The sequence below is a fragment of the Streptomyces sp. NBC_00654 genome (genome assembly GCF_026341775.1).
Taxonomy (GTDB): Bacteria; Actinomycetota; Actinomycetes; order Streptomycetales; family Streptomycetaceae; genus Streptomyces.
The window spans coordinates 790,692-813,816 of sequence record NZ_JAPEOB010000003.1 but is presented as its reverse complement, the minus strand read 5'-3'; the positions used below and the strand labels follow the sequence as shown (position 1 = coordinate 813,816).

22 protein-coding genes and 1 pseudogene are annotated in these 23,125 nt (G+C 72.5%); 13 read left to right on the top strand and 10 right to left on the bottom strand.

Annotation, left to right across the window (positions count from 1 at the left end):
- Positions 1 to 54: 54 nt before the first annotated feature.
- Both OHA98_RS36025 and OHA98_RS36020 read right to left on the bottom strand, forming a co-directional pair.
- Positions 55 to 1,365, bottom strand: a complete 1,311-nt coding sequence (locus tag OHA98_RS36025; protein ID WP_266931939.1) for a zf-HC2 domain-containing protein — start codon at positions 1,363 to 1,365, stop codon at positions 55 to 57.
- Positions 1,362 to 1,955, bottom strand: a complete 594-nt coding sequence (locus OHA98_RS36020) for an RNA polymerase sigma factor (protein WP_266931937.1) — start codon at positions 1,953 to 1,955, stop codon at positions 1,362 to 1,364. The genes OHA98_RS36025 and OHA98_RS36020 overlap by 4 nt, the downstream gene beginning before the upstream one ends.
- 350 nt (positions 1,956 to 2,305) lie before the next feature.
- Here OHA98_RS36020 and OHA98_RS36015 point away from each other — a divergent pair, with 350 nt between their 5' ends.
- The 3 genes from OHA98_RS36015 (at position 2,306) to OHA98_RS36005 (ending at position 3,876) form a co-directional block, all read left to right on the top strand.
- Positions 2,306 to 2,680 (top strand): STAS domain-containing protein, encoded by a 375-nt coding sequence (locus OHA98_RS36015; protein ID WP_266931936.1) that lies wholly within the window; start codon positions 2,306 to 2,308, stop codon positions 2,678 to 2,680.
- A gap of 94 nt (positions 2,681 to 2,774) precedes the next feature.
- Entirely contained in the window at positions 2,775 to 3,296 is a 522-nt protein-coding gene (locus OHA98_RS36010) for an EF-hand domain-containing protein (protein ID WP_266931935.1), read from the top strand.
- Between the two features lie 196 nt (positions 3,297 to 3,492).
- Positions 3,493 to 3,876, top strand: coding sequence for a hypothetical protein (locus OHA98_RS36005; RefSeq protein ID WP_266931933.1), 384 nt, complete (start codon positions 3,493 to 3,495; stop codon positions 3,874 to 3,876).
- A 6-nt stretch (positions 3,877 to 3,882) separates the two neighbouring features.
- On the opposite strand, the gene OHA98_RS36000 is transcribed toward OHA98_RS36005, so the two are convergent.
- Positions 3,883 to 5,412 (bottom strand): class I adenylate-forming enzyme family protein, encoded by a 1,530-nt coding sequence (locus OHA98_RS36000; RefSeq protein ID WP_266932564.1) that lies wholly within the window; start codon positions 5,410 to 5,412, stop codon positions 3,883 to 3,885.
- A 328-nt stretch (positions 5,413 to 5,740) separates the two neighbouring features.
- On the opposite strand from OHA98_RS36000, the gene OHA98_RS35995 reads away from it, so the two are divergent.
- The 4 genes from OHA98_RS35995 (at position 5,741) to OHA98_RS35980 (ending at position 10,161) form a co-directional block, all read left to right on the top strand.
- Positions 5,741 to 6,946 (top strand): amidohydrolase family protein, encoded by a 1,206-nt coding sequence (locus tag OHA98_RS35995; RefSeq protein ID WP_266931932.1) that lies wholly within the window; start codon positions 5,741 to 5,743, stop codon positions 6,944 to 6,946.
- A gap of 10 nt (positions 6,947 to 6,956) precedes the next feature.
- On the top strand, positions 6,957 to 8,111 hold the full coding sequence (locus tag OHA98_RS35990; protein ID WP_266931931.1) for an acyl-CoA dehydrogenase: 1,155 nt from the start codon (positions 6,957 to 6,959) through the stop codon (positions 8,109 to 8,111).
- Positions 8,112 to 8,118: 7 nt separating this feature from the next.
- Entirely contained in the window at positions 8,119 to 9,144 is a 1,026-nt protein-coding gene (locus OHA98_RS35985) for an acyl-CoA dehydrogenase family protein (RefSeq protein WP_266931929.1), read from the top strand.
- A 447-nt stretch (positions 9,145 to 9,591) separates the two neighbouring features.
- Positions 9,592 to 10,161, top strand: a complete 570-nt coding sequence (locus tag OHA98_RS35980; protein WP_266931927.1) for an ATP-binding protein — start codon at positions 9,592 to 9,594, stop codon at positions 10,159 to 10,161.
- A gap of 45 nt (positions 10,162 to 10,206) precedes the next feature.
- On the opposite strand, the gene OHA98_RS35975 is transcribed toward OHA98_RS35980, so the two are convergent.
- Positions 10,207 to 11,133 (bottom strand): cyclase family protein, encoded by a 927-nt coding sequence (locus tag OHA98_RS35975; RefSeq protein WP_266931925.1) that lies wholly within the window; start codon positions 11,131 to 11,133, stop codon positions 10,207 to 10,209.
- 84 nt (positions 11,134 to 11,217) lie between these two features.
- Between OHA98_RS35975 and OHA98_RS35970 the strand changes: the two genes are divergently transcribed.
- From OHA98_RS35970 to OHA98_RS35960, 3 genes are all read left to right on the top strand, one after another.
- Entirely contained in the window at positions 11,218 to 12,132 is a 915-nt protein-coding gene (locus tag OHA98_RS35970; protein WP_266931924.1) for an SDR family oxidoreductase, read from the top strand.
- A 181-nt stretch (positions 12,133 to 12,313) separates the two neighbouring features.
- Positions 12,314 to 13,453, top strand: coding sequence for an acyl-CoA dehydrogenase family protein (locus OHA98_RS35965; RefSeq protein ID WP_266931922.1), 1,140 nt, complete (start codon positions 12,314 to 12,316; stop codon positions 13,451 to 13,453).
- The gene (locus tag OHA98_RS35960) at positions 13,450 to 14,499 is read left to right on the top strand and encodes a Zn-dependent alcohol dehydrogenase (RefSeq protein ID WP_266931920.1); all 1,050 of its coding nucleotides are present in this window, start codon (positions 13,450 to 13,452) and stop codon (positions 14,497 to 14,499) included. Before OHA98_RS35965 ends, OHA98_RS35960 begins: the two co-directional genes overlap by 4 nt.
- A gap of 153 nt (positions 14,500 to 14,652) precedes the next feature.
- Here the strand turns inward: OHA98_RS35960 and OHA98_RS35955 are convergent, their stop codons facing one another.
- Entirely contained in the window at positions 14,653 to 15,645 is a 993-nt protein-coding gene (locus OHA98_RS35955; protein ID WP_266931919.1) for a GlxA family transcriptional regulator, read from the bottom strand.
- Between the two features lie 154 nt (positions 15,646 to 15,799).
- On the opposite strand from OHA98_RS35955, the pseudogene OHA98_RS35950 reads away from it, so the two are divergent.
- The 3 genes and pseudogenes from OHA98_RS35950 (at position 15,800) to OHA98_RS35940 (ending at position 18,407) form a co-directional block, all read left to right on the top strand.
- Positions 15,800 to 16,491 (top strand): annotated as a pseudogene (locus tag OHA98_RS35950) (MFS transporter).
- Positions 16,492 to 16,535: 44 nt separating this feature from the next.
- Positions 16,536 to 16,928, top strand: a complete 393-nt coding sequence (locus OHA98_RS35945) for a DUF2809 domain-containing protein (RefSeq protein ID WP_266932562.1) — start codon at positions 16,536 to 16,538, stop codon at positions 16,926 to 16,928.
- 126 nt (positions 16,929 to 17,054) lie between these two features.
- Positions 17,055 to 18,407, top strand: coding sequence for an MFS transporter (locus tag OHA98_RS35940; protein ID WP_266931918.1), 1,353 nt, complete (start codon positions 17,055 to 17,057; stop codon positions 18,405 to 18,407).
- Between the two features lie 39 nt (positions 18,408 to 18,446).
- On the opposite strand, the gene OHA98_RS35935 is transcribed toward OHA98_RS35940, so the two are convergent.
- The 5 genes from OHA98_RS35935 to OHA98_RS35915 form a co-directional block, all read right to left on the bottom strand.
- Positions 18,447 to 18,746 carry a helix-turn-helix domain-containing protein gene (locus OHA98_RS35935; protein ID WP_266931916.1) on the bottom strand — a complete coding sequence of 100 codons (300 nt, stop codon included), beginning with the start codon at positions 18,744 to 18,746 and terminating at the stop codon, positions 18,447 to 18,449.
- Between the two features lie 4 nt (positions 18,747 to 18,750).
- Entirely contained in the window at positions 18,751 to 19,095 is a 345-nt protein-coding gene (locus OHA98_RS35930; protein ID WP_266931915.1) for a type II toxin-antitoxin system RelE/ParE family toxin, read from the bottom strand.
- 85 nt (positions 19,096 to 19,180) lie between these two features.
- Positions 19,181 to 19,789, bottom strand: coding sequence for a flavin reductase family protein (locus OHA98_RS35925; RefSeq protein ID WP_266932560.1), 609 nt, complete (start codon positions 19,787 to 19,789; stop codon positions 19,181 to 19,183).
- A 65-nt stretch (positions 19,790 to 19,854) separates the two neighbouring features.
- Positions 19,855 to 20,688: an enoyl-CoA hydratase/isomerase family protein gene (locus OHA98_RS35920; protein ID WP_266931914.1), complete on the bottom strand. Its 834-nt coding sequence runs from the start codon at positions 20,686 to 20,688 to the stop codon at positions 19,855 to 19,857.
- 79 nt (positions 20,689 to 20,767) lie between these two features.
- Positions 20,768 to 22,996, bottom strand: a complete 2,229-nt coding sequence (locus OHA98_RS35915) for an acetate--CoA ligase family protein (RefSeq protein WP_266931912.1) — start codon at positions 22,994 to 22,996, stop codon at positions 20,768 to 20,770.
- Between the last annotated feature and the right edge of the window lie 129 nt (positions 22,997 to 23,125).

Below are 23,125 nucleotides of genomic sequence, written 5' to 3'. Positions count from 1 at the left end.
GGAAGCGCGCGTTCGCCACAGGCTCACAGGCTCACGGGCCCAGCAGCCACACGCTCACAGGCGGCTGAGCGAGGCCGCCGCGAACAGCACGTCGTTGATCGCCTCGCGGTCGCCCTCCTGGCCCGCCGCCGCGTCCTCCGGCGAGATATGGCCCGCGACGAGCCGGCAGAGCTCCACCCCGTCGAGCGCGACCTGCGCCACCGAGTGGTCGGGCGAGCCGAAGGCGGCCGGGGAGTCCAGCGCGATGTACCAGTTGCCGCCGCCGTGTCCCTCGACCTCCAGATGGAGCGAGCGGCCCGGTGCTCCGGCGGCGACCAGATCCCTGGCCGGTCCGGCGAGACCGGCACGACGGCGCTCGGCGAGGGTGGCCGGGAGCAGCCGTGCCGCCAGGTCGATCATCCGGTGGAGATGGGCGGCGGAGGGATCCCCGTACGGGTAGTCGACCGCGTCGGCGATGTCCCCGCCGTGCACCCAGCACTCGAAGGCCCGGTCCAGCAGCGAATCCTGGAGCGGAAGGGCGAAGTCCCCGTACGGGACGGAGAGCTCCGCGATGTCGCGGCCCGCGAAGGACGCCGTACGGATCAGCTCGTGGCTCTGGTCGCGCCAGGGTTCGCGGACGGCCCGGGTCGGTGGCAGGCGCGCGGCCGACCAGTACGCCTCGGTGCGCTCGGTGGGCGGGAGCGGCACCACGCCGGGGCCGAGCGGGTCGCCCAGCCCGAGGGCTGCGGACACCAGCCCGTCCACGGTCGTCAGATGGCCGATCACCCCGGCGACCGTCGTCCTGCGGTGGACCGCCCGCTCGTCCTCGAACCACCTCAGCCGCACCGGGGCGTGCCATTCCGCGTCGCCGATGTCCCGGAGCAGGGCATCGAGCCGCGCGGTCTCGGCGTCGTACGGAGCGACCCAGTCCGGCACCGGGATTCCGGCGGGACGGCGCCCCAGGCAGCCGTCGATCACCCGGGACCGCAGCGCCGGGTCGAGGTCCAGGGAGCGGTCGGTGTGCAGCAGGCCCACCGCGTCGCGCAGCCGCAGGGCCTCGTCCGCGCAGGCGGCGCACTCGGTGAGGTGATCCTCGACGGCCGTCGTCTCCTCGGGCGAGCAGGCCGAGAGGGCCCAGGCGCCGAGGAGGGCCTTGAGGACCTGGTGGGAGAGGACCGGCGTGGCCGCCGCCATCGGAGTCTCCGGTTCCGTCGAGGGGGCGGGTACCCGGGCCGGGGGCTCGTCCCGTAGGGGCGGGGGAGCGGGGCGCGGTACGGAGCCGAGGGCGAGGTCGTCCGCGGCGCCACGGGGTCCCGGTATGCGCGGTGCGCCCTGGACCCCGTCGTCGCGCCCGCGGCGTTCGCGGCCGTTGCCGTCGGCCGTCACAGGGCCCGTCCGTACCCGGGCGGCGAGGACCCCTCCAGGGGCCGGGTGTTCGCGGTGGACAGCAGCTGGAGTCCCAGCCGGAGCCGCCGGCGGGCCTCGTCCTCGGTGACCCCGAGGTCGGCGGCGGTCTGCCGGTAGTCCCGGCGCTGGATGTACGCCAGCTCCAGTGCCGCCCGCAGCGGGGCCGGCATGGAGGCGACGATGTAGTCGGCGCGGGCCGCCGCGGTGGCCCTGAGCACGCGCTGTTCCAGCTCCGCCGGGTCGGGGACGGCGCCGTGCCCGTGCTCCTCCTCGTACGAGGAGGCCTCCGTCCTGCGCAGCCGCTGCACGGACTGGCGGTGGGCGAGCCGGGTCACCCAGGACCGCATCGAACCCAGTTTCGGGTCGTACGCCTCGGGGTTCTCCCAGACCTGGCCGAAGACCTCGCGGGTGACCAGGTCGGCGGCGTCCTCGTCGTCGAGCATCCGGTGGGCCTGGCTGTGCACCAGGGAGGCGAACCGGTCGTAGAGCTCGCCGAGTGCCGCCGCCTCGCCGCGGGCCAGCCGTTGCTGCATCCTGCGGTCCCAGCGGGGAGGTGTGTCCTTCGCCATGAAATCCCCAGCCCCAGCCCTGCCCCTGTGTCCTGCCGTGTCCGGCCTGTTCCGTCCCGCTCTGCCCTGCCCTGCCCTGTGCCGCTCGTCACCCCGAATCTAGTCGGCACGGTCGCCGATCACGCCTCTTTGCGTCAACTCTGCCCGCAGAAGGGCCGGAGATGGTAGGGAATGCCTCACCCTTGGGCGTTCCTGAGCAGGAGGAACGTGCTGAAGTGATCATTTCCGCAGGAAACCCTCTGTGCACGGGTGAGCGGGTCGGTGTTTCATGGATGTGCGGTGGGGCAGCCGCGAGAAGGAACGGAATCTTCCGGATCGTCGGGAGCCCCCGGAACGAGAGGTCCAGTCGCGTGACACTGAAGGTGGACGAGACCGAGCAGGGCTCATGGACCGTGCTGGAGATCCGGGGTGAACTCGACCTCGTGTCCTCACCCGTCGTGCGTCAGTCCGTCCACGAGGCGGTCGCCGAGGGCCGGCACGACGTGGTGCTCGATCTGTCGGACGTCTTCTTCTGCGACTCCAGCGGGGTCGGCGTGCTGATCGCCTCGCGCCGTCTGATGAAGTCCTGCGGCGGCCGTCTGCGGCTGATCCTCCCGGCCCGGGGCGCGGAGGACGGCTCCCACGTCAACCGGGTGCTCGCCGCCCTCGGGGTACGCCGCCTCTTCTCGGTCTACCCCGACGCGGCGTCGGCGGTGGACGAGGAAGCCCAGCCGCTGTCCGCCTGACAGGGTGGGACAAGGGCTGACTTAACGCCAGGTTGTCATATGGGCGGTGGGCGTCCGTGACACGTGATGGCCCCGGGCGTCGTACGCTCCCCGCATGGACAGCGCAGAGTACGAGCGCAAGATCGCGCACCGGTTCGCCGCCTTCGACCAGGACGGCAACGGATACATCGATCGCGCCGATTTCAACGCAGCCGCGGCCCGTCTGCTCGCCGAGTTCGGTACGACGGCCCGCTGCGACAAGGGCCAGGCGCTCTACACCGGGGCCGAGGCGTTCTGGCAGGGCATGGCGGGGATCGCCGACGTGGACGGGGACCAGCGCGTCACCCGTGAGGAGTTCGTGGGCGGGGCCGTGAAACGGCTGCGCGACAACCCCGAGCGCTTCGCGGAGATCGCCCGCCCCTTCCTGCGCGCGGCCATCGCCGTCGCGGACCGCGAGAACGACGGGGCCGCCTCGGTGGCGGCCGTGGAGCGGGTGCTGCGGGTGCTCGGCGCCAGCGAGGAGATCGCGGGCGTCGCCGCCCGGAGCCTGGACACCGACGGGGACGGCCGGATCGCCGAGAGCGACGCGGTGACCGCGTTCGCCGTCTACTTCACGGTGATCGCCCCGGACGCGTAACCGCCTTCCCGGGCTTCCGGCCCCGCCGCCGCGAGGCTCCCGGTTACCGGTTACCGGTTCTCCGGCTTCGCGGTTCTCCCGTTCTCCCGTTCTCCGGTCGGGGGCGGGGTGCGGACGCGCTGTCGCGCCGTCCGTGCCCCACCCCCGCGCGCCCGGACCGCGGGGCGTTGTCAGTGACGCGTTCTACGCTCCACCCATGAGCGTCTCCCTCTATTACTCGGCCCGCCGTGACACACCCCTGAGCCCGGCCGAGAACGATGCCGTCCAGCAGGTCGTGACCGCCCGCGGAGCCACGTATCCGTACGACGACGAGGAAGGGCTCTACCTGTACGAGCCCGGCGAGGACGATCCCGACGAGGTTCTCTCGGGAAGCACCAAGTTCACCAACGATCCCGCCCGCTATCTGCCGCAGACCCGCCACCTGCTGGGCTCGATGACCGAGCTGCGCCGGGCCGTGCCCGACGCCGAGTGGCGCGTGGCGATCGACGACAGCGAGATCGAGTGGGAGGAGCCGGTGGGCTACACCCTGCCGGGCCTGGACGACCCGGACCTCCAGGCCGAACTGGAAGCGCTGCGGTAAGCCGGATCAGGCGTACCGCTCCCGCAGTCTGTACTTGAGCACCTTGTGCAGCGTCTCGTTGCGCGGCAGCGCGTCCACCAGTTCCAGCTGTTCGGGCAGCTTGTGCACCGACAGGCCCTCGGTGCGCAGGTGTCCGGCGATCTCCGCCAGTGTCAGGGCTGCTGCCCCCGGGGGCTGTTCGATCACCGCGCAGACCCGTTCCCCGCGTTCCGGGTCCGGCAGTCCTATCACCGCCGCGTCGGCCACGCCGGGGTGGCGGTGGAGCAGGTCCTCGATCTCCTTGGCGGAGATGTTCTCGCCCTTGCGGATGATGATGTCCTTGAGGCGGCCGGTCAGGGTGAGATGGCCGCTCTCCTGGAGCCGGCCGACATCGCCGGTGATCAGGAAGCCCTCGGCGTCGAACGCCGGGGCCGACGCGTCCGGGTTCAGATAGCCCCGGCACACGGCCTCGCCGCGCAGCCGTACCTCGCCCTCCGTGCCGTGCGGGAGCGGCTTGCCGGTCTCGTCGGTGATCCGGATCTCCATGCCGGCGGGCGGGCGGCCCTCCGTCAGGGCGAGGTTCTCCGCCGTGTCGTCCGGGGCGCCCATGGTGATCATCGGGACCTCGGTCATGCCGTAGCCGTGGGTGAGCTGGACGCCCATCTCGCGGACGACCGCGTGGTGGATCTCCGGCGGCTTCGGTGCCCCGCCGCCCGCGAGCAGCCGCAGGGTGGGGATCAGCCTCCGGTCCGGGTCCTTGCGCTGTTCGGCCAGGAACATCGAGTAGAACGCGGTCGAACCGCCCGCCACGGTCACCCCGTGGCGCCGGTACTCCGCCAGCGCGTCCGGCAGCGCGAACTGCTCGAACATCACCGCGGGGAAGCCGTACAGCAGCAGCATCACGGTGTAGTCCGGGCCGGCGACATGGGCGAACGGGAACGCCATCGAGCCCACGTCCTGGGGCGACAGCCGCAGCGCGTGCGCCAGACAGGATCCGGCCGCGATCAGGCTGCGGTCGGTGTGCAGCACGCCCTTCGGGTCGGACGTGGTGCCCGAGGTCCAGTAGATCCAGCGCACCGCCTCCCCGTCACAGGGCGCGGGAGGGGGCGGCAGGAGCGAGGGATCGCCGTCCGGGAGCGAGTCGTACGCGTCGAGGACCAGCGGCGGGTGTTCCAGTTCCGCCGCGAGCCGGTGCGCCATCGCCGTGTGGTCGAAGCCGCGCCAGAGTCCCGGTACGGCGAAGAACTCCGCCCGTGACTCGCGCAGCGCGAACCCGACCTCGCGGTCCCGGTAGAACGGGATGACCGGGGTCTGTACCGCTCCGAGCCGGGTCAGCGCGAAGGACAGCAGGGCCGTCTCCAGCCGGGTCGGCAGCTGCCAGGCGACCACACTGCCGGGGCGCACGCCCCGCTCGTACAGCCCTGCGGCGACCCGCTCGGCGCGCTCCCGCAGCTCGCCGAAGGTCAGTTCGCGGTCGCCCTGGAGGAGCACGGGGCGGTCCGGGGTCAGGGCGGCGCGGCGTTCGATCAGCTCCCAGAAGGTGCGGGAGGCGCCCAGCGCGTGCGCGAGGTCCGCGGCGCTCCGTGCCGCGTCCGCGCTCCGTGCCGCGTCCGCGCTCCGTGTCGCGTCCGCGCTCCGTGCGGTGTCCGTGCTTCCGGCCGCCTCCGCGCCGCCCGTCGATGTGTTTCCGGTGTTCGCGTCGTTCACGGCTCCCACGGTGATCCCCTCTGAACTGACGGTTAGTCAGATAGTCCGGAGAGCGTAGAGCGCTGCGCCTTGTCGGTCCAGGGGTGCGGGGCTAGCCTGGGTGCGCAACTGAATCTGACGGGTCATCAGATATGGGCCGGGTCATCAGCCAAAGGCCGAGCGCGCCGAAGGGGACACCATGACGGAACTGCCTCGGATCGTCAGCGTCGACGACCACGTGATCGAGCCACCGCACCTCTTCTCCACCTGGCTGCCCGCCAAGTACCGCGAGCGCGGCCCGCAGCCGCTCACCGCGGGTATCGGCGAGCTGGCGTACACGGGAGGCAAGTACGTCATCACGATGGACCCGGACGGGCCGCCGACCGACTGGTGGATCTACGAGGACCTGAAGTTCCCGTACAAGCGCAATATCGCCGCCGTCGGCTTCGACCGCGACGACATGACCCTGGAGGGCATCACCCGCGCGGAGATGCGGCCCGGCTGCTGGGACCCCGCCGAACGCCTCAAGGACATGGACCTCAACCATGTCGAGGCGTCCCTCTGCTTCCCCACCTTCCCGCGCTTCTGCGGGCAGACCTTCGCCGAGGCGCACGACAAGGAGGTCGCCCTCGCCTGTGTGCGCGCCTACAACGACTGGATGGTCGAGGAGTGGTGCGGCGACAGCGGCGGCCGGCTGATCCCGCTCTGCATCATCCCGCTCTGGGACATCGACCTCGCCGTCGCGGAGATCAGGCGCAACGCCGCGCGCGGGGTGCGGGCGGTCACCTTCTCCGAGATCCCCACCTACCTGGGACTGCCGTCCATCCACACCGGCTACTGGGACCCGTTCTTCGCCGTCTGCCAGGAGACCGGCACGGTCGTCAACATGCACATCGGCTCCAGCTCCCAGATGCCCGCCGCCTCCCCGGACGCGCCCCCGGCCGTGCAGGCGTCGCTCTCCTTCAACAACGCGATGGCCTCGATGATGGACTTCCTCTTCAGCGGGGTCCTGGTGAAGTTCCCGACGCTGAAACTGGCGTACAGCGAGGGCCAGATGGGCTGGATCCCGTACGCCCTGGAACGCGCCGACGACGTCTGGGAGGAGCACCGGGCCTGGGGCGGGGTGCGCGGTCTGATCCCCGAGCCGCCGTCCACGTACTACTACCGGCAGATGTTCTGCTGCTTCTTCCGCGACAAGCACGGGATCGCGTCCCTCGACGTCGTCGGCCGCGACAACGCCACCTTCGAGACGGACTACCCGCACGTCGACTCGACCTTCCCGCACACCAAGGAGGTCGCCCTCGACCACGTCAAGGGACTGGACGAGGAGACCGTCTACAAACTGATGCGCGGAAACGCGATCCGGATGCTCGGTCTGGATCTCGACCGCGACCGGGCCAAGTAGGGCGCCGGGCGTGGATCTCGCGTACACGGAGGAAGAGGAGGAGTTCCGGGCGAGGCTGCGGGAATGGCTCGCCTCGGTGCTCCCCGGGCTGCCCGCGAAACCGTCCCCCGACGACTGGCCCGCCCGCCGCGCGTACGACACGCACTGGCAGCGGACGCTGTACGACGCCGGGTACGCCGGACTGCACTGGCCGCCCGACGCGGGCGGCCGGGGCGCCACCCCCACCCAGCACCTCATCTTCCTGGAGGAGACGGAGCGGGCCGGAGCCCCGTACGTCGGCGCGAACTTCGTCGGGCTGCTGCACGCCGGGCCCACCATCGCCGCCGAGGGCACCGCCGCCCAGCGGGCCCGCTGGCTGCCGCCGGTCCTGCGCGGGGACGAGATCTGGTGCCAGGGCTTCAGCGAGCCGGACGCCGGCTCCGACCTGGCCGCCCTGCGCACCCGCGCGGTCCGCGACGGCGACGACTACGTGGTGAGCGGCAGCAAGATCTGGACCTCGCACGCCGAGGTCGCCGACTGGTGCGAACTGCTCGTACGCACGGACCCGGCGGCGCCGAAACATCGAGGCATCAGCTGGCTCGCCATGCCGATGGACGCGCCCGGGGTCACCGTCCGCCCGCTGCGCACCCTCGCCGGATCCACCGAGTTCGCCGAGATGTTCCTCGACGAGGTCCGGGTGCCCCTCTCCCACCGCGTCGGCGCGGAGAACGACGGCTGGCGGGTCACCATGGTCACCCTCTCCTTCGAACGCGGTACGGCCTTCGTCGGCGAGGTCGTCGCCTGCCGCCGCACCCTGGACGAACTGGCGGCCGCCGCACGCGCGAACGGCCGCTGGGACGATCCGGTGCTGCGCCGCAGGCTGGGCGGGCTGAACGCGGAGTTCCGGGCGCTGTGGCGGCTCACCCAGTGGAACGTCAGCGAGGCGCAGCGCAGCGGCGGAGTCCCCGGGACCGGCGGTTCCGTCTTCAAGCTGCGCTACTCGCGGGCCCGTCAGGAGCTGTACGGGGCGGCCGCCGAGGTGCTGGGCGCGGACGGCCTCGATCTGGACCGGGAGTGGGTCCTGGACCGGCTCTCCTCCCTCTCGTACACGATCGCCGCGGGCACCTCGGAGATCCAGCGGAACATCGTCGCCGAGCGGATACTCGGCCTGCCGAAGGGGCGCTGAGCGGACTGTGGACTTCCAGCTCTCGGAGGATCAGCGGGCTTTGCGGTCGGGCGTGCGCGAACTGCTCGCCGGCCGCTTCGGCAGGGACCGGATGCGGGCGGTCCTGGACCGGGGTGAGGGGGCCGGCCGGGAGCTGTGGGGGGAGCTCGGCGCGGCCGGGTTCTTCGCGCTGCGGCTGCCGGAGGACGAGGGCGGGGTGGGGCTCGGCCTCCCCGAGGCCGTCCTGCTCTTCGAGGAGGCGGGGCGGGTGCTGCTGCCCGGCCCCCTGGTGGGCACCCATCTCGCCGCCGGTGCGGTGAAGGGCGCCGCGGAAGGGCGGGCCGCGGTGGCCGTGGCGTACGACGACGGCTTCCGCGAGGGCGTCGGCCGGGACGGCGGCGGTGGGAGGGTGGCGGATCTCGCGGACGCCGACGCGTTGCTCGTCCTGGGGCGGGGGGAGGACGTCCGGGTGCTGACCGGGGAGCCGCTGCGCGCGCTGGTGCGCGCGGCCCGCCCCGTACGGTCGCTCGACCCCCTCACCCCGCTCCACCGGGTGGCCTCTCCCGCCGGCCGGGGGGATCCGCTGCCCGCCGACGCGGTACGGCTGCGCGGAGAGGCAGCCGTGCTGACCGCCGCCGAACAGCTCGGCAGCGCCGCCCGGACCCTGGAAATGGCCGTCCAACACGCCCGTGAACGCGAACAGTTCGGTGCCCCGATCGGCTCCTTCCAAGCAGTCAAACATCTTTGCGCCCAGATGCTGACCCGGGTCGAGACGGCTCGCGTCGCCGTCTACGCGGCGGCCGTGACCGCGGACGCGGTGGAGATCGCGGGAGCCAAGCTGCTCGCCGACGAGGCGGCCGTCGGCAACGCGCGGGACTGCCTCCAGGTACACGGCGGCATGGGCTTCACCTGGGAAGCAGATGTTCACCTCCACCTGAAACGGGCCTGGGTACGGGCGGCCCGCTCGCTCACCGCGGCGGAGGCGGAGGAGATCCTGGCGGGCGATCTGGGCCGTGCGGAGCCGCCCGGCCGGGCCCCGGGCGCCCGCGTGTAGCGGGTCGCCGGGCGGGCGGAAACGGGCGTGACACAGCGCAGCCGGGACGTTCCGATACCCGGTTGTGTCCTGCGCGCGGTTCGTCACCGGCCGGAGTCGGCGCCGGGCTCGGGTACGCTCCGTCGGGTGCGAGTGGTTCTGGAACCGGACGATCCGGGTGCGGCCTGTGCGGCGCCTCCCGTCCGGAAGAGGTGCCCCGCGCACAGTCCAGGGAGATGCGCCGGGCCTGCCCGGGAAGCGAATTCCGCGGCGTCGGCGCGCTCTCGTTCGACTCCCCGCAACGTGCGTCGCACAGTATGCACCATGCGTACTCCTTCGCGCTGGAATATGCCCGAAGCGCTTGTTGCGGTGACTGTACGTCAACCATGCTGTCTCCCAAGGGAATCACGTTCCGTGACCCTGAGGAGGCGCGAGGCGATGTGTCCGCCGGTTCGGATGGTGTGAGCGGTGCAGGTGCTTCAGGTTCAGCTGGAGGTCGGGCCGGATCCCGCGGAGGTGGGGCGGGCCCGCAGATGGGCGCGTTCGCGCCTGGTCGGGTCCGGGATAGGGGACGACGAACCGCTCGCCGAGACGCTCATCCTGCTCATCTCGGAGCTGGTCACCAACGCGGTCGTCCACACCGGCTGTCCGGCCGTGCTGAGGATGCTGTTCGGCTCGGCCGGGGGCGGGGCCGGGACCGTACGGGTCGAGGTGGCCGACGCCAGTGACCGCCCGCCGCTCCAGCGGCACGCGGAGGGCGACGACACCAACGGCCGCGGCCTGGAACTGGTGGACGGCCTCGCGGACCGCTGGGGCTGGCAGCCCGAGGGCGCCGGAAAGCGGATCTGGTGCGAGGTCGACCGGTGCGTACCGGCGCGGCCCCCGGTGATCCAGGAGCAGTCGGGGCCCCGCGCCGCGCCCGGGGCGGACTTCGGGCCCCGGGGCGCGTCCGGCGGCATGGCTCACGGCGGTGCGCACGGCGGTGCGCACGGTGCGGTGCCGTGCGCGCCCTCCTGCGTCTTCATGAACCGCTCGTAACGGGGGAGCGCGTCCTCGCGCGCCGCCCGCGACCGGCATCGGCCGCTACAGGATCGCCACCGGGGCGACCGGGGTTCCGGTGGCCCCGGTGAACGGTTCCGGCATCGCCGAGAGCAGGAAGGCGTGGCGCCGCTCCTCCGCACAGGCTGTGGACAGGCTTTCGAGGTTCCAGTTCTGGCCCTGGAGCATGCCCATCTCGACGAGGTCGAGCGCGTGCACCGGCAGCCACAGGTCCTCGATCTCGGGCGGGAAGATCTCGAACGTCAGGGTGTCGTTGGCGACCGCGGCCACATCGCGGGCGTGGAACCACTCGGGCGTCCGCACCGAGAGGCCGGGTGACGGGTAGCCGTAGGCGTGTCTGTCGCCCGCCAGGAAGACCTGCACCTGCCCGGTCCGTACGAGCACGATGTCCCCGGCCCGGACCCGCAGGCCCGCGAACTCCTCCGCCGCGTCCAGGTCCTCGGGAGTGACGGCGTGGCCGCCGGGCAGCCGGTCGACCCCCCGGGCGCGGGCCACGTCCAGCAGGACCCCGCGTGAGACGAGGTGCGGAACGGCGGCGATCGAGCTGAACTCCGCGCCGCCGTGGGCGGTGATGGAGGCGGCGGGGCGGCCGTTGTAGATCTTTCCGCCGTGCGAGACATGGGTGAGCGCGTCCCAGTGGGTGGCCGCCTGGAGCCCCATGGTGACGGCGTCGTCGCTGGTGGCGACGGTGCCGGGGCCGAAGAGCTCCTGGTTGATCTGGACCATCGTGTGCAGCGGATTCACCCGCCCCGGGATCAGCCCGCTCTGGACGCCGTCCTGCTGGAGCGGCAGCGCGAGGGCGACGCGGCGGCCGGTACGTACGGTGGCGGCGGCCTCCCGTACGACCTCGTCGGTGATCAGGTTCAGGGTGCCGATCTCGTCGTCCGCGCCCCAGCGGCCCCAGTTGCTGACGCGCTCGGCGATCTCGTGGAACTCGGCCGGCAGGGACATGGGGACCTCCTGGGGCTTGTGCCGGAGTATCTGACTACCCGTAAAATCTAACGGTCCGTCAGAAACCGCGGGAAGGGGCCGGGCATGGGGAACTTCTTGGCAGGCAGGGTGGTGGCCGTCACCGGGGCCGGCCGGGGCATCGGGCGGGCGGTCGCACTCGCCGCCGCCGCCGAGGGCGCGAAGGTCGTCGTCAACGACTACGGCGTCTCCATCGAGGGCGGCGAGCCCAGCAGCGAGGTCGCGCGGGCCGTCGTCAAGGAGATCGAGGCGGCGGGCGGGGAGGCGGTGGCGGTCGCCGACGACATCTCCACGATGGAGGGCGGCCGGCGGATCGTGGATACGGCCCTCGCACGGTTCGGGAGGATCGACGGGGTGGTGTGCGTCGCCGGGATCCTGCGTGAGCGGATGCTTTTCAACATGTCCGAGGAGGAGTGGGACCCGGTCCTCGCCACCCATCTCAAGGGCACCTTCACGGTGTTCCGCGCCGCGTCGGCGGTGATGCGCAAGCAGGAGGGCGGCGGCACGCTGATCGGCTTCACCAGCGGCAACCACCAGGGCAGCGTGGCCCAGGCCAACTACAGCGCCGCCAAGGGCGGGATCATCTCGCTGGTCCGCAGCGCGGCGCTCGGTCTGCACAAGTACGGCGTCACGGCGAACGCGGTCGCCCCGGTGGCCCGCACCCGGATGTCCGCCAATGTGCCGATGGAACTGGCCGAGATCGGTGAGCCGGAGGATGTGGCGGCCCTCGTCGTGTACCTGCTGAGCGAACGCGCGCGGGCGGAGAGGATCACCGGCCAGGTGTACACGATCGCGGGACCGAAGATCGCGGTCTGGGCCCAGCCGAGGGAGCTGCGGGCGGGGTACGCGGAGGGCGCCTGGACCCCCGAGAGGATCGCCGACTTCCTGCCCGGGACGGTGGGGGTGGACCCGATGCCGATGCTGGCCCGGCTGGAGGAGATGGCGGCGGCGGCCAAGGCGGGCGCCCGCCCGAACGGCTGACCACGCCACTGCCCGCGCACCGGCCGGCCGCCCGTCACCCCGCTCGGACCGGGCCGGACCGGTCCGGCCGACCCGGTCCGGCAGACCCGGTCCGGCCGACCCGCCCGTCGGCCGGCCCGCCCGGCGCACCCGGGCCACCCGGCGCACCCGGGCCACCCCCGTACAGAAACAGGAGGCACGCATGGACTTCGGTTTCGGACCCGAGGACGAGGCGTTCCGCACGCGGGCCCGCGCCTGGCTGGAGGCGGGTCTCCCGGCCGACAGCCCCCGCGCCTGGGAACGCGCGCTCGGCCGGGACGGCTGGATCGGCCTCGGCTGGGACACCCCGGAGCCGGGCTACGGCAACCGCCGCGCGAGCCTGGTCCAGCAGGTCGTCTGGGCCGAGGAGTACGCCGCGGCCGGAGCCCCGGCCCGTGTCGGCCACATCGGCGAGAACCTCCTCGCCCCGACCCTGATCGCGTACGGCACCGAGGAGCAGCGGCGGCGCTTCCTGCCCGGCATCGCCCTGGGCGAGACGCTGTGGTGCCAGGGGTACAGCGAACCGGACGCCGGTTCCGACCTCGCCGGGGTGCGGACCGCCGCCGTACGGGACGGGGCGGGCGGCCATGCCGTCACCGGGCAGAAGATCTGGACCTCGCTGGCCCGGGACGCCGACTGGTGCTTCGTCCTGGCCCGCACCGAGCCCGGGTCCACCCGCCACCGGGGGCTGTCGTTCCTGCTGGTCGAGATGGACCAGCCGGGCCGTATCGAGGTGCGGCCGATCCGCCAGATGTCGGGGACCAGCGAGTTCAACGAGGTCTTCTTCGACGGGGCGCGCGCCGCGGAGGTGGTGGGCGGCGAGGGCAACGGCTGGGCCGTCGCCATGGGGCTGCTGGCCCTGGAGCGCGGGGTGTCCACGCTGGTCCAGCAGATCGGGTTCGCCGCCGAGCTGGACCGGGTGGTGCGCGCCGCCGTGGAGAGCGGCGCCGTCACCGACCCCGTACTGCGGGAGCGGCTGGTACGCCAGTGGGCCGAGCTGCGGACGATGCGCTGGAACGCCCTGCGCACCCTCGGCGCCACCGACGACCCCGGTGCACCCAGTGTGGCCAAGCTGCTGTGGGGCGGCTGGCATCAGCGGCTCGGCGAGCTGGCCGTGCTGATCAAGGGACCGGCGGGGGCCGTCGGCCCGGCCGCGTGGTCCGAGCACCACCCGTACGAACTCGACGAAGCGCAGCGCCTGTTCCTCTTCACCAGGTCCGACACCATCTACGGCGGTTCGGACGAGATCCAGCGGAACATCATCGCCGAGCGGGTGCTCGGCCTACCGAGGGAGCCGAGATGAGAGGCGTCGTTTTCGACGGCACGCGGACCGAGGTCGTCGACGACCTGGAGATACGCGACCCGGCTCCCGGCGAGGTGCTGGTCGCGGTGGTCGCGGCGGGTCTGTGCCACAGCGATCTGTCCGTGATCGACGGCACGATTCCCTTTCCCGCGCCGGTGGTCCTCGGCCACGAGGGCGCCGGGGTGGTGGAGGCCGTCGGTGCCGGGGTGACGCATGTGGCTCCCGGGGACCATGTGGCGCTGTCCACGCTGGCGAACTGCGGGGCCTGCGCGCAGTGCGACCGGGGCCGCCCCACGATGTGCCGCAAGGCGATCGGCCGGCCGGGGCGGCCGTTCTCGCGGGGCGGGAAGCCGCTGTTCCAGTTCGCCTCCAACTCGGCCTTCGCCGAACGGACCCTGGTCAAGGCCGTACAGGCGGTGAAGATCCCGGCCGGTCTGCCGCTGACCTCCGCAGCCCTGATCGGCTGCGGGGTCCTCACGGGAGTCGGCGCCGTACTCAACCGGGCGAAGGTCGACCGCGGTGAGACCGTCGTCGTCATCGGCACGGGCGGCATCGGCCTCAACGTGATCCAGGGGGCCCGGATCGCGGGTGCCCTGACCATCGTCGCCGTCGACGCGAACCCGGAGAAGGAGGCGGTGGCCCGGCAGTTCGGCGCCACGCACTTCCTGACCTCGGCCGAGGGCGTGCGGGACATCCTGCCGAACGGCGCGGACCACGCCTTCGAGTGCGTGGGCCGCACCGAACTGATCCGGCAGGCGATCGACCTGCTGGACCGGCACGGCCAGGCGATCCTGCTGGGTGTTCCGGCGGCGACGGCCGAGGCGTCGTTCCTGGTCTCGTCGATGTATCTGGACAAGTCGATCCTGGGCTGCCGGTACGGATCGTCGCGCCCGCAGCGCGATATCGCGCTCTACGCCGAGCTGTACCGGGAGGGCCGGCTGCTCCTGGACGAGCTGGTGACCAGGACGTACCCGGTGGAGGACTTCGCCAAGGCGGCCGACGACGCGCACCACGGGCGGGTGGCGCGGGGAGTGCTGGTGTTCTGAGGCCCGGGGGCCGCGTGTGCGCCGCGTACGCCGGGCCGCGTGCACGCCGGGGCGGGGCGGGCCGCGTATGTGCCGCGTACGCCGGGGGTGGGTGCGGGCCGCGTACGGCGGGGTGGGGCGGGCAGGGCTCCCGATGCCCCGCCGTACGCGGGGTCAGTGCTCCAGCCCGGCCGTCGTCCGGAAGGTGCGCCGGTACACGGTCGGCGGCACGCCCAGCGCCGCCTGGATGTGCTGGCGCAGCGAGGTCGCCGTGCCGAAACCCGCGTCCCGCGCCACCTGGTCGATCGACAGGTCCGTGGACTCCAGCAGGTGCCGGGCCCGTTCCACCCGCTGCTGGGACAGCCACTGGCCGGGGCTGACCCCGACCTCCTCGCGGAAGCGGCGGGTGAACGTCCGTACGCTCATCGCCTCCTGCTGCGCCATGTCCCGCAGCAGGATCGGCCGGTCCAGCCGCCCCAGTGCCCAGGCGCGGGCGGAGGTGGTCGTCGCGAACTGCGGTTCGGGTACGGGCCGGTGGATGTACTGCGCCTGTCCGCCGTCCCGGTGCGGGGGTACGACGGTGAGGCGGGCGATCTCGTTGGCGACGGCGGTGCCGTGGTCGCGGCGGACGATGTGCAGGCAGAGGTCGATCCCGGCGGCGACCCCGGCGGAGGTGAGGACGTCGCCGTCGTCGATGAACAGGACGTCCGGGTCGACGCGGACGTTCGGGAAGGTCCGCTGGAAGTGGTCGGCGGAGGACCAGTGCGTGGTGGCGGGCCGTCCGTCCAGATACCCGGCGGCGGCGATGACGTAACTGCCGGTGCAGATGGACACCATCCGGGTGCCCGGCCGGACGAACGCGAAGGCGGCCGCCAGCTCCTCGGTGAGCCTGCCCTCCGTGTGGACCGGGCCCAGCTCGTAGGAGGTGGGGACCACGACGGTGTCGGCGGTGGCCAGTGCCTCCGGTCCGTGTTCGACGGTGATCGTGAAGTCCGCGTCGGTGCGGACGGGGCCCGGCGGGCGTACGGAGCAGGTCATGACCTCGTACAGCTTCCGGCCCCTGTTGTGGGGCTCCACGCCCAGGGAGCGGCCGAAGATCCTTTGGGGGATGCCCAGTTCGAAGGGGAGCAGCCCATCAAGGGCCAGGACGACGACACGGTGCGGCAAGGCGGACCTCCTTATCCCACTAGCTGGTATAGACCAAAAGCTGGTACATGTCACTGCTGTGATCGAGAAGCCGAGAGACGACGCGTCCATTCCCGGTGCGGGACGCGACCTGGTTCCGCCCCCGCCGCCACCCTCGCCGCGGCTGCCCGGGGCGGTGCCGGGGACGGTGCTGGGGGCGGTGCCGGGGGCGGCGGGCGGAACCGGTTCCGGTGAGCTCTGGAACCGCAACTTCCGGTACTTCTTCGTCGCCCGCACCGTCGCCCTCTTCGGTGACGGGATGATCCCCGTGGCGCTCACGGCGGGTCTGCTCGGCGCGGGCCGTCCCACCTCGTCCGTGGGGTTCGCGCTGGCGGCCTCCCGCTCACCGCGGTCCAGGTCACCGAGGCGCACGGCTCGGGGACGTACGGCGTGATGATGGCGGTGAACGGCGCGGGCAGCGTGGTCGGTGGCCTGCTCGCCCTGCGGCTGAGACCGCGCAGACCGCTCGCGGCGGGGGCCGCGGCGCTGTCGGCCACGGTGGTGAACCTGGTGGTGCTGGGGCTCGCGATGCCGGTGTTCGCGCTGGGCGTGGGCCAGTTCGTGGCCGGCGCGGCGTTCGCGTTCTGGCTGGTGATGTGGTCGACCACGGTCCAGACCCACGTTCCGCCCCAGGCCCTGAACCGGCTGCACGCCTATGACGTGGCGGGTTCGCTCCTGATGGTGGCGGCGGGCCGCGCGCTGGCCGGACCGGTGGCGGAGGCGGTGGGCGCGCCGGAAGTGCTGCTGGCCGGGGCGGTGATCAGTGTGCTGGCGGTGGCCGTGCTGCTGATGGCCCGGCCGATCCGTAGGTTGGAGCGGAAGGGATGACGGCGGGCGTGGCCGGGGGCGCGCGGGCGGCCGTACGTACCCGGATGTGGGCGGCGGGCGCGGCGGTGCTGACCGTGACCGCCGGGCTCGGCATCCGCTCGGTGGCGGGCGGGGACGTCGCCAAGTACGCGGGGGACGCGCTGTACACGGTGCTGATCCATGCCCTGGTGGTGCTGGTCGCGCCGAGGGTGCGGCCGGGGGGCGCTGCGGGGGCGGCGCTGGCGTTCAGCTGGGCGGTGGAGTTCGCCCAGCTGACCGGCGTTCCGGCGGAACTGTCCGCGCGCAGCGCGGCGGCCCGGCTGGTGCTCGGCTCGACGTTCAACGCCCCTGACCTGTTTTGGTACGCGGTGGGGGCGGGGGCGGCGTACGGCGCGCACACGGTGTGGGCGGCGGGGGCCGCGTGGGTCCGGGGGCGGGGTGGTGCGGCCGCCGGATAGGCGGGTGATGGGGCGTGGCCGTCGTACGGCCCGATCCGTCCGGGGCGTGGGACGTGGCCGTCGTATGGCCCGATCCCTGCGAACCGTGTCCCTCCGGCCACTCGTACGCGTCCGCCCCTCGGCCGGATGCTGAACGACGTGAATCAGACAACCGAAAGCGCCGCCAGGGAAGACAGCCGGTGGACCGGCACCGGCGGCGCGGGGCCCGGCACCGGGGATGCGACGCCAGGACGCCGTTCCCGCCCGCGTGTCCACCGGGCCTGGATCGTCGCCGCCGTCACCTTCGTGACGATCATCGGCGGTGCGGCGTTCAACTCGCTTCCCGGCCTGCTCATCGACCCGCTGCACACGGAGTTCGGCTGGTCGCGAGGGGAGATCGGGCTGGCCGTCTCGATCGACATGGCGCTGTACGGGCTGACGGCGCCCTTCGCCGCGGCGCTGATGGACCGGTTCGGCATCCGTCGGGTGGTCGTCATCGCGCTGAGCATGGTGGCCGCCGGGGCGCTGGCCGGCGTCTGGATGACGGCGGCGTGGCAGCTGATGATCTATTGGGGGCTGCTCGTCGGGCTCGGTACCGGTTCGATGGCGATGGCGTTCTCCGCGACGGTCACCAACCGCTGGTTCGTCGCCCGGCGCGGGCTGGTCACCGGTGTCCTCACGGCGGCCGGCGCCTCCGGCCAGCTGGTGTTCCTGCCGCTCTGCGCCTGGATCGTCGACGAACACGGCTGGCGCCCGGCCTCGGTGACCGTGGCGCTGGCGGCCCTCGTGGTCGTCCCGTTCGTCTGGCTCCTGATGCGCGACCACCCGGCCGATGTGGGCCTCGCTCCGTACGGCGGCACGTACGTGGCGAAGCCCGCGCCGGGCAGGGGCGCGGCGGGGCGAGCGGTGCGCGTCCTGTGCGACGCGGCCCGGACGGGCCCGTTCTGGCTGCTCGCGGGCACCTTCGCGATCTGCGGGGCCTCGACCAACGGCCTGATCCGCACCCACTTCGTCCCGTCGGCCCACGACCACGGCATGCCGATCACGGCCGCGGCCTCGCTGCTCGCGGTCGTCGGGGTCTTCGACGTCATCGGCACGGTCTTCTCCGGCTGGTTCACCGACCGCTTCGACGCCCGCCGCCTGCTCGCCGTCTACTACGCGCTGCGCGGCGTCTCGCTGCTCTTCCTGCCGATGCTGATGGCGCCCTCCGTCCATCCGCCGATGATCTTCTTCATCGTCTTCTACGGCCTGGACTGGGTCGCGACGGTCCCGCCGACCATGGCGCTGTGCCGCGAACAGTACGGCGAGGACAGCACGATCGTCTTCGGCTGGGTCCTGGCCTCGCACCAGGTCGGCGCGGCGGCGGTGGCGTTCCTCGGCGGCGTGGCACGGGACACGTTCGGTTCGTACGACATGGTCTGGTACGCGGCGGGCGCGCTGTGCGCGACGGCGGCCCTGATGGCCCTGGTGATCCGGCGGAAGACGCCGTCACCTGCCTGAGACCCGCGGGCGGTTCAGCCGCTGAACCGCCCGAACGGATCAGCTCGCCCGGTCGAGCGGCTCCAGGCCGACGTTCAGGCGCATGCCGAGCGCGGCCGCGAGCCGTTCCAGCAGGGGGAGTGTCGGCATGGTCCCGCCGGCCTCGAATCGCGCGACCGCGGACTGTCGCAGTCCGGCTGCCTGCCCGAGCTGTGTCTGGGTCAGGCCGAGGGATTCCCGCCGCGCGCGCACGGCGCTGCCCAGCTCGAAGCGGATGCGGGTGGCTTCGTAGGATTCCCTGGCCTCCGGCGACGCCAGGGCCTCGTCCCGCAGGTCGCTCCAGCTTCTGCCCTCGGTCATGGCGTCACTCCTCGCTCGCCGTGTGCTGTTGGGCGACGCAGCGCACCATGGCCCGCCGGGCGCGCTCCACCTCTCCGGTCTCCCGCATGCGTTGCTTTCGGAACACGGTCAGCAGGATGATCCGACGCTCCGAAGTGATCCAGTACGTGACGCGGAGCGACCGGGAATCCAGATGGAACCGGAGTTCCCTGAGCTTGCCGTCCAGCTGCCGGGTGTACGGATCTCCGAGCAGTGCGCCGCGGGAGGCCAACAGGTCCACGTAGAAGGCGACCGTACCGCGATGGGCGTCGTTCAACCCGAGGAACCATTGTTCCACCTCCGGCTCCAGCTCTACCGTGCCCCACGTCATAACAGCAACGTTATGTACAGCGTAGCCGTCTCTTGGGGATACCGCCCAGGTGTACTCGATCGGGTGGGGGTGGCGGTGCCGTCCGTCAGCCGCTGAACCGCCCGAACGCTCCCCGGTGGAACAGCAGTGGATCCGGCCCCGCCCCGTCCCCCTCCTCCGCCGTCCCCAGCGCCTCCACCCGGCCGACCACGATCAGGTGGTCGCCGCCCGTGTGGACGGTCCGGATGCGGCAGTCGACCCAGGCCGGTACGGAGCGCAGGAGCGGTGACCCGGTCGCGGGGGCGTCCTCGTACGCCACCCCGGCGAACTTGTCGGCGCCGCTCACCGCGAACCCCCGGCACAGCGCGCCCTGGTCCGCGCCGAGGATGTTGACGCAGAAGACCCCGGCGCGGGCTATGCGCGGCCAGGTCGTCGATGTCCGGGCGACCAGGAAGACGACCAGCGGCGGATCGAGGGAGAGCGAGGCGAACGACTGGCAGGCGAAACCGGCCGGGCCGTCCGCGTCCCGTGCGGTGACGATGGTGACGCCCGTCGCGAAGTGCCCCAGCACGCGCCGGAATTCGCCCGGGTCCACCGGCGGACGCTCGTCCTCCCGGACCGCTCTGAGCTCGGGCCGCGGCAGCGGGTCCAGGGGGGCCGGGGCGGTGGTTCCGGCACCGGCGGACCTGAGGTAACGGACGGCGGTTGCGGCCATGCCTGCGTGTCCCATCACACCTCCATTAGAACTGACGAGCCGTCAGACAGGAAGGGGCGCGACCCCTACAGTCCCCGGTACTTCGGCGCACGCCGCGCCACGAAGCTCGCGACCCCCTCGTTCGCGTCCCGCGTCGTCATATTGATCTCCTGGGCCATCGCCTCGGCGGCCAGCGCCGTCGCCCGGTCGCTGTCCAGCGAGGCGTTCACCAGCTCCTTCGTCAGCGCGATGGCCCGCGTGGGCCCTTCGGCCAGCCGCCGCGCCCACTCCCCGGCGGTCTTCGCCAGCTCCGCGTCCGGCACGGTCCTGTTGACCAGCCCCATACGCTCCGCCTCCGCCGCCGGGAGCGCGTCCCCGAAGAACATCAGCTCCTTCGCGCGCTGCGGCCCGATCAGCCGCGGCAGCAGATACGCGCCCCCGCCGTCCGGCACGAGACCCCGGCGTACGAACACCTCGATGAACTTCGCCGATTCGGCGGCCAGCACCAGATCGCAGGCGAACGCGAGGTGCGCGCCGAGGCCGGCCGCGGTCCCGTTGACGGCGGCGATCACCGGCTTCTCACAGTCCAGGACGGCGGCGATCAGCCGCTGCGCGCCGAGCCGGATCGTACGGGCGACATCTCCGGGTACACGTTCGCCGCCGGTGGCCGGGGCGCCGCGCAGGTCCGCTCCCGCGCAGAAGCCGCGGCCGGTGGCGGTGAGGACGACAGCCCGCACGGTGGGGTCGGCGGAGGCTCCGGCGAGCAGGGCGATGACGCGTTCGCGCTGGTCCCAGGTGACGGCGTTCATGGCGTCGGGCCGGTTGAGAGTGATCCAGGAGACGCCGTTGTCAGTGGTGTGGAGTACCCATGACTCAACGGGTTCGACGGACTCGGTGGTGTCTTCGGGGGAGGACGGCATGGGGCAGCTCCATGGCAGGGGAGTCGCGGGCAGGGGCAGGGGCACGGGCTTCCGGGGGAGACGGGCGAGGCGTACGGGGTCAGCGGCAGACGGCCAGCGCGTCCAGGGCCACCGCGCCCTGCCCCCGCCCCAGTACCACCAGGGGGTTGATGTCCAGTTCGTCGAGGTCACCGCCCAGCTCCAGAGCCATGCGCTGTACCCGGAGCACGACCTCCACGAGTGCGTCGACATCGGCCGGCGCTCCGCCGCGTACACCCTCCAGGAGCGCCCGGCCCCGCAGCTCGCCGAGCATGTCCCGGACCTGGTCCTCGCCGAACGGCGGCACGCGGACCGCCGCGTCGTGCAGCACCTCGACCAGGACGCCGCCGAGCCCCACGGTGACGGTCGGCCCGAACAGGGCGTCCTGGGTGACGCCGACCATCATCTCGACGCCCCGCTCGATCATCTGGCAGACCAGGACCCCGTCCAGGTCGATGGACTCGAAGCGGGCGATGTCCGTGAGCTCCCGGTACGCGTCGCGGACCTGGCTGGCGGAGGTGAGCCGGACCTTCACCAGGCCCAGCTCGGTCTTGTGGGCGAGCTGGGCGCCGGACGCCTTCATGACGACGGGGTAGCCGACCAGCCCGGCCGCGCGTACGGCCGCCGCCGCGCTGGTCACCAGCTGCTCGCGCGGTACGCGAATGCCGTACGCGCGCAGCAGCTGCTTCGCCGCGTGCTCGCTCAGCTGGCGTCCCGGGCGCATCAGGGCCTGCGCCTTGCGGAACGACGGCGACGGGGTGCGCGGCGCCTCGTCGAAGGGCGAGCGGTAGCCGGAGGCGAAGCGGTGGTGGTCCAGATAGGCCTTCACGGCGGTGATGCAGTTGCCGAAGGTACGGAAGGTGGCGACCCGGGACGAGCCGAGCAGCGTCCTGCGGTAGGCGTCCTCCGTGCCGACGGGCGAGCCCCAGACCACGCACACCAGCTTGTCCGTGGTCTCCGCCGCGTCCACCAGGTCCTGCGCGAGCCGGTCGCTCATCGGGGGGAAGGGGCCGGTGATCGGACAGATCAGCACCCCGACGGCCGGGTCCGCGAGGATCGCGTCGATGATCTTGCGGCCGCGCCAGTCACCGACCGGGTGACCGCCGTTGTCGATCGGGTTGGCGACGTTCAGATAGCCGGGTATCCAGGCGTGCAGCTCGTTCTGCTTCTCCTCGGACAGGGTGGGCAGGCTGAGCCCCGCCCCGGTGGCCAGGTCGGAGAAGTGCGCGCCCGTGCCGCCCGAGATCGAATACACCGCGACCCCGTCGGCCTTCGGCGGCCTGGCTCGGGCCAGCAGCGCGGCGGTGTCCTGGAGTTCGTCGAGTCCGTTCACCCGGATCACCCCGAACTGCCGCATCGCGGCGTCCACCACCTGGTCGGCGCCGGTCAGTTTGCCGGTGTGTGACGCGGCCATCCGGGCGCCCGCCTCCGTACGCCCCACCTTGACCGCCACGACGGGGACCCCGGCACGGGCCGCCCGGTCCGCGGCGAGGAGGAAGGCGCGGCCGTCCTTGAGGCCCTCGACGTAACAGGCGATGGCCCCGACCTCGGGGCGCTCGGCGAAGTACGAGATGAAGTCGGCGGTCTCCAGATCGGCCTCGTTGCCCGTGGGTGCCCAGTGGGAGAGCCGGATGCCCAGCTCCTGGAGCGTGTAGACGGGGCGGCCCTGGTGACCGGACTGGGTGATGAGGGCGATCGCCGGTCCGTCCAGGTCCTCCCGGAATTCCTCGAAGGCGTTGAGGTTGGTGTTCGGCCCGAGCAGCCGCAGCCCGGACCGCTCCACGGCGGCCGTCAGCCGGGCCTGCGCGGCGGCGCCCGCCTCCCCGGTCTCGGCGAATCCGGAGGCGAAGGCCACGGCGAACCTCACCTTGGCCTCGGCGAGTTCCTCGATGACCGGAAGGGGGTCGCCGACCAGCAGTACCGCCAGGTCGACCTGTTCCGGCAGATCGGCCACGGAGGGGGAGCAGGCCCGCCCGAACACGGCCTCCCGCGTGGGGTGCACCGGGTACAGCCGCGCCCCCACCCGCTCGGCCCAGGCGATGAGCTGCCGGGTGATCCCGGTATTGGGCCGTCCCTCGGTGTCGGATGCCCCGACGACGGCCACGGAGCGTGGCCGGAAGAACCGGTCGAGGTCGGGCACGGCCGCGTGCAGTGGCCGTCCGCTGACGTCGAGGCCGCCCTCCGCCGAGGTGGTGGTCATGCTGACGACGGCGGCGTGCGGCTCCTCGCCGCAGGCCACCACCCGGGCGCGGAAGTCGGTGGTGAGGGTGCCGTGAGTCGATCCAAGCATCGTTCCGCCCACTTCTGCTCGATGGAGTCCGACCGGGCCCCGCGGAGTCGGCCGGGGCCCCGTTCCATAGCTGACACCTTGTCAGGTTACTGAACTGACGGCCCGTCAGGAATGGTTGGGACGTAACGC

Coding starts and splice junctions, on each gene's coding strand:
- OHA98_RS36020 (WP_266931937.1), bottom strand. CDS start 1,955: ATGGCGAAGGACACACCTCCCCGCTGGGACCGCAGGATGCAGCAACGG.
- OHA98_RS36010 (WP_266931935.1), top strand. CDS start 2,775: ATGGACAGCGCAGAGTACGAGCGCAAGATCGCGCACCGGTTCGCCGCC.
- OHA98_RS36005 (WP_266931933.1), top strand. CDS start 3,493: ATGAGCGTCTCCCTCTATTACTCGGCCCGCCGTGACACACCCCTGAGC.
- OHA98_RS35995 (WP_266931932.1), top strand. CDS start 5,741: ATGACGGAACTGCCTCGGATCGTCAGCGTCGACGACCACGTGATCGAG.
- OHA98_RS35975 (WP_266931925.1), bottom strand. CDS start 11,133: ATGTCCCTGCCGGCCGAGTTCCACGAGATCGCCGAGCGCGTCAGCAAC.
- OHA98_RS35970 (WP_266931924.1), top strand. CDS start 11,218: ATGGGGAACTTCTTGGCAGGCAGGGTGGTGGCCGTCACCGGGGCCGGC.
- OHA98_RS35965 (WP_266931922.1), top strand. CDS start 12,314: ATGGACTTCGGTTTCGGACCCGAGGACGAGGCGTTCCGCACGCGGGCC.
- OHA98_RS35960 (WP_266931920.1), top strand. CDS start 13,450: ATGAGAGGCGTCGTTTTCGACGGCACGCGGACCGAGGTCGTCGACGAC.
- OHA98_RS35945 (WP_266932562.1), top strand. CDS start 16,536: ATGTGGGCGGCGGGCGCGGCGGTGCTGACCGTGACCGCCGGGCTCGGC.
- OHA98_RS35940 (WP_266931918.1), top strand. CDS start 17,055: ATGCTGAACGACGTGAATCAGACAACCGAAAGCGCCGCCAGGGAAGAC.
- OHA98_RS35935 (WP_266931916.1), bottom strand. CDS start 18,746: ATGACCGAGGGCAGAAGCTGGAGCGACCTGCGGGACGAGGCCCTGGCG.
- OHA98_RS35930 (WP_266931915.1), bottom strand. CDS start 19,095: ATGACGTGGGGCACGGTAGAGCTGGAGCCGGAGGTGGAACAATGGTTC.
- OHA98_RS35925 (WP_266932560.1), bottom strand. CDS start 19,789: ATGGCCGCAACCGCCGTCCGTTACCTCAGGTCCGCCGGTGCCGGAACC.
- OHA98_RS35920 (WP_266931914.1), bottom strand. CDS start 20,688: ATGCCGTCCTCCCCCGAAGACACCACCGAGTCCGTCGAACCCGTTGAG.
- OHA98_RS35915 (WP_266931912.1), bottom strand. CDS start 22,996: ATGCTTGGATCGACTCACGGCACCCTCACCACCGACTTCCGCGCCCGG.